Source organism: Anaeromyxobacter sp. PSR-1, from assembly GCF_000964525.1.
In the GTDB taxonomy this organism is placed as follows: Bacteria; Myxococcota; Myxococcia; order Myxococcales; family Anaeromyxobacteraceae; genus Anaeromyxobacter.
This window is the reverse complement of record NZ_BAZG01000040.1, coordinates 21,085-28,477: the sequence shown is the minus strand read 5'-3', so window position 1 is coordinate 28,477 and position 7,393 is coordinate 21,085. Positions and strand designations below refer to the sequence as shown.

Sequence of the window (7,393 nt, the reverse complement as noted above, 5' to 3'; positions counted from 1 at the left end):
CGGCCGGTGCCCCCGCGCGCGCCCACGGCGGGCAGGGCGGCGGAAGGGGCGTCGCCACCGCCGCCGGAGCAGGCGGCCAGCGCGACCGCGCAGGCGAGGGAGGCGAAGGTCCTGAGGTGCAGACGGGTCACGGTGGTCCTCTCGGGCCCGCCCGCGAGGTGCGGGCACGGGGCCGCGCAGGAATGCCCGCGGGCGCGGTCCGGGTCGAGCGGGCGCGCGGGGGCCTGACCGGGGGGCCAGTGCGCCGGCACGGTCGCGCGAGACGCGGGCACGGGATGCCCGCGCGGGTCGCGGAGCGGGACCGACCCGGGGGCTGGCTGGCGCGGCCCCCGCGCCCCGTTATCTCCGGTCCGTCACCTCTCGTGCACCCGGAGCGCCATGCTCGAGCACACCACTGCAGCGGCGGAGGCGGGGGGCGGCCGCGCGGCCGCTTCCCCGCTCGTCAACGATTTTTCCATCCAGGTCGCCACCGCGAACGGCTCGGGCTCGCAGAGCTCCAACACCGTCCTGCTCCGGGCGCTCTTCCAGATGGGCATCCCGGTCTCGGGCAAGAACCTGTTCCCCTCCAACATCGCCGGGCTCCCGACCTGGTACACGGTCCGCGCCTCGAAGGACGGCTGGGTCGCGCGCAAGAAGGAGATCGACCTGCTCGTGGCGATGAACCCGGACACGGCGCGCGAGGACGTGCGCGCGCTGGCGCCGGGCGCGGCGGTGGTCTACGACGCGCCGCTCGGTCTCGCCTCGCTGCGCGACGACCTCGTGTTCTACCCGGTCCCGTTCGACGAGGTGGTCGCGCCGGTCGCGAGCGAGGCCCGGCTCCGCAAGCTCCTCCGGAACATGGCGTACGTGGGCGTCCTGGCGCGGCTGCTCGGGATCGAGGCGGCCGAGGTCGAGCGCGCCATCGGGCGCGTGTTCGGGCAGAAGGCGAAGGCGCGCGAGCTGAACGTGGCCGCGGCGCGCGCCGGCTTCGAGCACGCCGGCGCGCTGGAGAAGCGCGACCGCCTCTCGGTCCGGCGCATGGACGCGACCGCGGGGAAGATCATCGTGGACGGGAACTCCGCGGCGGCGCTCGGGGCGCTGTTCGCCGGGGTTACCGTGGTGGCCTGGTACCCGATCACCCCGTCGTCCTCGCTGGTCGAGACGCTCATCGGCCACCTCCGCGAGCACCGCGTGGACGCGGACGGCCGGGCCACCTACGCGGTGGTCCAGGCCGAGGACGAGCTCGCCGCGGTGGGCATGGCCATCGGCGCCGGGTGGGCGGGCGCGCGCGCCATGACCGCGAGCGCCGGCCCGGGCCTCTCGCTCATGGCCGAGTTCGTGGGGCTCGCCTACTACGCCGAGATCCCCGTCGTGATCTTCGACGTGCAGCGGGTCGGGCCGTCCACCGGCCTGCCCACCCGCACGTCGCAGGGCGACGTGCTCTCCACGGCGTTCCTCTCGCACGGCGACACGCAGCACGTGCTGCTGTTCCCGGGCTCGGTCGAGGAGTGCTTCTCCATGGGCGTGGCGGCGTTCGACGTCGCCGAGCGGCTGCAGACCCCGGTGTTCGTGATGACCGACCTCGACCTGGGGATGAACAACTGGATGGCCGACCCGTTCCCGTACCCCGATCGCCCGCTCGACCGCGGCAAGGTGCTCTCGAAGGAGGACCTCGACCGGGTGGGCGGCTTCGCCCGCTACCGCGACGTGGACGGCGACGGGATCGGCTGGCGCACGCTGCCCGGCACCGATCACCCGCGCGCCGCGTACTTCACGCGCGGCACCGGCCACGACGACGCGTCGGCGTACAGCGAGAGCCCGGCCGTCTTCGAGGAGAACATGGCGCGGCTGGCGCGGAAGCTCGACGGCGCGCGGGCGCTCCTGCCCGCCCCGGAGCGGCACGGCGGCGGGACGGCGCCGGTGGGCATCCTCGCCTACGGGTCCTCGCACCCGGCCATCCTGGAGGCGCGCGCGCAGCTCGCCGCCGAGGCGGGCCTCGACACCGACTACCTGCGCGTCCGCGCCTACCCGTTCTCGCGCGAGGTGGAGGCGTTCGTGCGCGCGCACGAGCGGGTCTACGTGGTGGAGCAGAACCGCGACGGGCAGCTCGCCGCGCTGCTGAAGCTGGATCTCCCCACCGAGCTGGTGCCGCGGCTGCGCGGCATCGCCCACGTGCACGGGCTCCCGCTCGACGCGCGCTCGGTGACCGACGAGCTGCTGGCGAAGGAGGCGAGGTGACCATGGCCGCTCCCGTTCCCCCCGGCGGCGCCGCCGCGCGGCAGAACCGCCTCGGCCTCGCGCTCGCGGACTACAAGGGCGGCAAGACCACCCTGTGCGCCGGCTGCGGCCACAACTCCATCTCCGAGCGGCTGCTCGAGGCCATGTTCGACCTGGGCGTCCCGCCGGAGCGGGTGGCCAAGTTCTCCGGCATCGGCTGCTCGTCCAAGACCCCCGCCTACTTCATGAGCCGCTCGCACGCGTTCAACGCCGTGCACGGGCGCATGCCGGCGGTCGCGACCGGCGCGCTGCTCGCGAACCGGACGCTGGTCGGGGTGGGGGTGTCCGGCGACGGCGACACCGCCTCCATCGGCATCGGCCAGTTCGCGCACCTCATGCGGCGCAACCTGCCCATCCTCTACGTCATCGAGGACAACGGCGTGTACGGCCTCACCAAGGGCCAGTTCTCCGCCACCGCCGACGTCGGCTCGCGCCTGAAGAGCGGCGTCGCGAACGAGCTGCCGCCCATCGACACCTGCGCGCTCGCCGTCCAGCTCGGGGCCACCTTCGTCGGCCGCTCCTTCTCCGGCGACAAGCGGCAGCTCTCGGCCATGCTCAAGGCGGCCATCTCGCACCGCGGCACCGCCATGCTCGACGTGCTCTCGCCCTGCGTCACCTTCAACGACCACGAGGGCTCGACGCGCTCGTTCGCCTACGTGAAGGAGCACGACGCGCCGCTGCAGGAGCTGTCGTACGTGCCGGCGCACGAGGACGTGGCGGTGGACTACGATCCCGGCACCACGGTGGACGTCGAGCTGCACGACGGCGCGCACCTGCGGCTCCGGAAGCTGGAGGAGGGGTTCGACCCGCGCGACCGCACCCGCGCGGTGGCGCGGCTGATGGAGGCGTCCGCGCGCGGCGAGGTGCTGACCGGCGTGTTCTTCGTGGACGCGAAGGCGGCCACGTTGACCGACCAGCTCCGGACGGTGGACGCGCCGCTGGCGACGCTGCCGGAGGCGCGGGTGCGGCCGCCGCCGGCGGTGCTCGAGGAGATCATGGCGTCGCTGCGCTGATCAGCGCGCCAGCAGCCGCGGCCAGACGCGCCAGCGGCAGGCGCCCTGCGCGTCCTGCTGCGCCACCGTCCCGTCCCAGCCCTGCTCCACCGCGCCGGTGGTGCAGGCGCCGGCGCCGGGCCGGCGCAGCCAGATCCGCCCGCAGAGGCGCCCCGAGGGCGCGCGCAGCTCGACCGCCTGGGCGCAGTCGGCCGCGGCCTCGCCGGGCGGCGGGAGCAGCGCGTAGCCGGCGTCGCCGCGCGTGAGGCGCAGCGTCCAGGCCGCGCGCCCGGCCAGCCAGCCGGGGAGCGGCGCGCTGGCGGTGGCGAGGCGCGGGTAGACGCGCCGGAAGGCGCCGTCCGCGCGGAGCGCGAGCGCGCCGTCGAGGAGCGGCACCAGCTCGAGGTCGTGCCGGGGCGCGTCCGAGCCCGTCAGCGCCGCGGCGCCCTCCGCCAGCTCGGCGGCGGCGAGCGCGCCGCCGTCGGGACCCAGCCAGGCGACGTCCACGGACGCCGACCGCTGCCACAGCGCGAGCGCCTCGCCGCCGCGGGAGACGCCGCCCACCAGGAACGTCACGTCCGGCTCGCTGCGCGCGCCGAGGCGGGCCGGGGCGTCCCAGCGCGGCGCGCCGGCGGCGTCGAAGCGCTGTGCGTGGAGCGCGCTCCAGTGGTTGCCGGCGACGGCGGTGTCGGCGACCAGCGCGAGCGCGCCGCCGGAGGGGTCGCCGGCGAGGCCGGCGCCGCGCAGCACGGCCTCGGCCGGATCGGCCGACACGGTCTCGGCGCGCAGCGGGGCGCCGTCGCCCGACAGGGCGATCACCCGCACCGCCGGGCCGCCGGGCGCGGCGTCGTCCTGCACCAGGCCGAGCCAGCCCGAGGGCTGCGCCAGGAGCGGCCAGGCCGGGAACGTGCGGCCGGGCGCGCCGGCCGCGTCGAACACCTGCCAGCTGGCGCCGCCGGCGGCGTCGCGCGCGGAGGCCGCCACCTGCCCGGCGCCGTCGGACAGCGCGGGGCCGCAGGTGGCGCCCGCCGGCAGGTCGCGCGAGATGGCCACCGGCTCGGGCGCGTCCTGCGGCACGAGCCCGGCGCACTCGCCGGCCGCGTCGAGCCGCTCGATGGTGAGGGCGGCCGACGGCGCGGCGGACGGCGGCACGGGGGCCGGGTCCGGCGCCGCGGGGGGCTGGGCCGCGGCCGGCGTCGGGGCGGGGCCGCCCCCTCCGCAGGCGAGCGAGAGGGCGAGCACGGCGGGGAGGGCGGTGCGCACGGGCCGAATCTCGGCACGCCGCCCCGCCCGCGCCTGCCCGCCTGCCCGCCCCGCCTGCGGCGAACCGGGCGCTGCGAACTCGGGCCGGGCGGGTTAGGACGGACGCATGCGCGCGATCCGGTTCCACGAGCACGGCGGCCCCGAGGTCCTGAAGCTGGAGGATGTGACGGTCGGTGATCCCGGGCCGGGCGAGGCCCGGCTCCGCATCGGCGCCGCGGGCGTGAACTTCGTGGACGTGTACCACCGCTCCGGCCTGTACCCGATGCAGCTCCCGTCCGGCCTGGGCGTCGAGGCGGCGGGGCGGGTGGAGGCGGTGGGCGCGGGCGTGGACCACGTCCGCCCGGGCGACCGGGTCGCGTTCGTCGGCGGCCCGGGGTGCTACGCCGAGGCGCGGGTGGTGCCGGCGGACCGGCTGGTGCGCCTGCCGGACGCGATCTCCGACCGCACCGCCGCCGGCGCCATGCTGAAGGGGCTCACCGCCCAGGTGCTCATCCGGCGCACCTATCCGGTGAAGGCCGGCGACACGGTCCTGTGGCACGCGGCCGCGGGCGGGGTGGGGCTCATCGCGATCCAGTGGCTGAAGGCGCTCGGCGCGACCGTGATCGGCACGGTGGGCAGCGACGAGAAGGCGGCGCTGGCGCGCGCGCACGGCTGCGACCACGTCATCGTGTACACGCGCGAGGACTTCGTGGCGCGGGTGCGGGAGCTCACCGGCGGCGAGGGCGTGCCGGTGGTGTACGACTCGGTCGGGAAGACCACCTTCGCCGGCTCGATCGACTGCCTGCGGCCGCTCGGCATGATGGTCACGTTCGGCAACGCCTCCGGGCCGGTGCCGCCGGTGGACCCGCTGCTGCTCTCGCGCAAGGGCTCGCTGTTCCTCACGCGGCCGAGCGTGTTCACCTACGTGGCGCGCCGCGCGGACCTGGAGCGCAGCGCCGCCGAGCTGCTCGAGGTGGTCGGGAGCGGGGCGGTGAAGGTGGAGGTCGGCCGGGCGCTGCCGCTGGCGCAGGCGGCCGAGGCGCACCGGGCGCTGGAGGCGCGCGCCACCACCGGCTCGCTCGTGCTCGAGCCGTAGCCGGCGGTGCGCGCCGCTCGCACCCGTCGTCGCTGACGCGCGGCGTCGCGCACGCACACCCTTCCCCGCGGGCCCGCGCGCGTCTAGGATTCCGCCCCCGTTTCCCCCGGAGGCAGCGCCTTGACCGCACCGTCCTACGTCAGCGGACCGTCCACCACGCCGCTCCTCGGCGAGACCATCGGCGAGAACCTGCGCCGCACGGTCGAGCGGTTCCCGGATCGCGAGGCGCTGGTCTCGGTGTACCAGGGCTACCGCGCCACGTACCGGCAGTTCTGGGAGGAGACGTCGCTGGTGGCGCGGGGGCTGCTGGTGCGCGGGGTGAAGAAGGGCGACCGCGTCGGCATCTGGGCGCCGAACCGGTACGAGTGGGTGGTCTGGCAGTACGCCACCGCGCGCATCGGCGCGATCATGGTGACCGTGAACCCCGCCTACCGCGTGCACGAGCTCGAGTACGCGCTGAAGCAGTCCGGGGTGTCGATGCTGGCCCTGTCGCGCACGTTCCGGAACGCCGACTACGTGGCGATGGTGCGCGAGGTGCGGCTGCGCTGCCCGGAGCTGCGGCAGACCCTGGTGATCGACGACGAGTGGGGCGCGCTGAAGCACGACGCGCTGCGCCTCTCCGAGCAGGAGCTGACCCGGCTCGAGCGCGATCTGCAGTTCGACGAGCCCATCAACATCCAGTACACGAGCGGCACCACCGGGTTCCCCAAGGGCGCGACGCTCTCGCACCACAACCTGCTCAACAACGGCTTCTTCATCGGGGAGTACCTCGGCTACGGCGAGACCGACCGGGTCTGCCTGCCGGTGCCGTTCTATCACTGCTTCGGCATGGTGATCGGGAACCTGGCCTCGACCAGCCACGGCTCCACCATCGTGATCCCGCTCGACAACTTCGACCCGGTCACGGTGATGCGCACCGTGCAGCAGGAGCGCTGCACCTCACTCTACGGCGTGCCGACGATGTTCATCGCGGAGCTCGACCACCCCGAGTTCCACACCTTCGACTTCTCCTCGCTGCGCACCGGGGTCATGGCCGGCTCGCCCTGCCCGATCGAGGTGATGAAGCGGGTGCAGAAGGACATGCACATGCCGGAGGTCACCATCTGCTACGGCATGACCGAGACCTCGCCGGTGTCCACGCAGTCGCGGACCGACGATCCCATCGAGAAGCGGGTGACCACCGTCGGGCAGGTCCACCCGCACGTCGAGATCAAGATCGTGGATCCCACCACCGGCCGCGTGATGCCCCGCGGGACGCCCGGCGAGCTGTGCACCCGCGGCTACTCGGTGATGCTCGGCTACTGGAACGATCCGCACGCCACCCGCGGCGCCATCGACGACGGCCGCTGGATGCACACGGGCGACCTCGCCACCATCGACGAGCACGGCTACGTGAAGATCGTCGGGCGCATCAAGGACATGGTGCTGCGCGGCGGCGAGAACATCTTCCCGCGCGAGGTGGAGGAGTTCCTCTACACGATCCCGGGCGTCTCCGACGTGCAGGTGATCGGCGTGCCCGACGTGAAGTACGGCGAGGAGCTGATGGCCTGGGTGAAGCTGCGGCCCGGGATCTCGCTCACCGGCGAGGAGATCCGCGCCTACTGCAAGGGCAAGATCGCGACCTACAAGATCCCGCGGTACTACAAGTTCGTGGACGGGTTCCCGATGACGGTCTCGGGCAAGGTCCAGAAGTACAAGATGCGCGAGACGGCCATCCAGGAGCTGGGGCTGCAGCAGGCGGCCTCCATCGAGACCGCCTGAGCGCCGGCGCGGCGGACGCGCCGCCCGCCGTCCGGGCCACGGGCGC

At 74.7% G+C, this 7,393-nt stretch carries 5 protein-coding genes; 4 read left to right on the top strand and 1 reads right to left on the bottom strand.

Annotated features, from left to right (window positions below; all coding sequences use genetic code 11):
- Window positions 1–378: 378 nt before the first annotated feature.
- Window positions 379–2,217, top strand: a complete 1,839-nt coding sequence (locus tag PSR1_RS08860; protein ID WP_059437243.1) for a 2-oxoacid:acceptor oxidoreductase subunit alpha — start codon at window positions 379–381, stop codon at window positions 2,215–2,217.
- A 2-nt stretch (window positions 2,218–2,219) separates the two neighbouring features.
- Window positions 2,220–3,269: a 2-oxoacid:ferredoxin oxidoreductase subunit beta gene (locus tag PSR1_RS08855; RefSeq protein ID WP_059437242.1), complete on the top strand. Its 1,050-nt coding sequence runs from the start codon at window positions 2,220–2,222 to the stop codon at window positions 3,267–3,269.
- Here the strand turns inward: PSR1_RS08855 and PSR1_RS08850 are convergent, their stop codons facing one another.
- Window positions 3,270–4,511: a hypothetical protein gene (locus PSR1_RS08850; protein ID WP_059437241.1), complete on the bottom strand. Its 1,242-nt coding sequence runs from the start codon at window positions 4,509–4,511 to the stop codon at window positions 3,270–3,272.
- 106 nt (window positions 4,512–4,617) lie between these two features.
- Between PSR1_RS08850 and PSR1_RS08845 the strand changes: the two genes are divergently transcribed.
- Both PSR1_RS08845 and PSR1_RS08840 read left to right on the top strand, forming a co-directional pair.
- Window positions 4,618–5,586: a quinone oxidoreductase gene (locus PSR1_RS08845; RefSeq protein WP_059437240.1), complete on the top strand. Its 969-nt coding sequence runs from the start codon at window positions 4,618–4,620 to the stop codon at window positions 5,584–5,586.
- 120 nt (window positions 5,587–5,706) lie between these two features.
- A complete protein-coding gene (locus PSR1_RS08840) occupies window positions 5,707–7,347 on the top strand; it encodes an AMP-binding protein (protein ID WP_059437239.1) in 1,641 nt (546 codons plus the stop codon).
- Window positions 7,348–7,393: the final 46 nt, after the last annotated feature.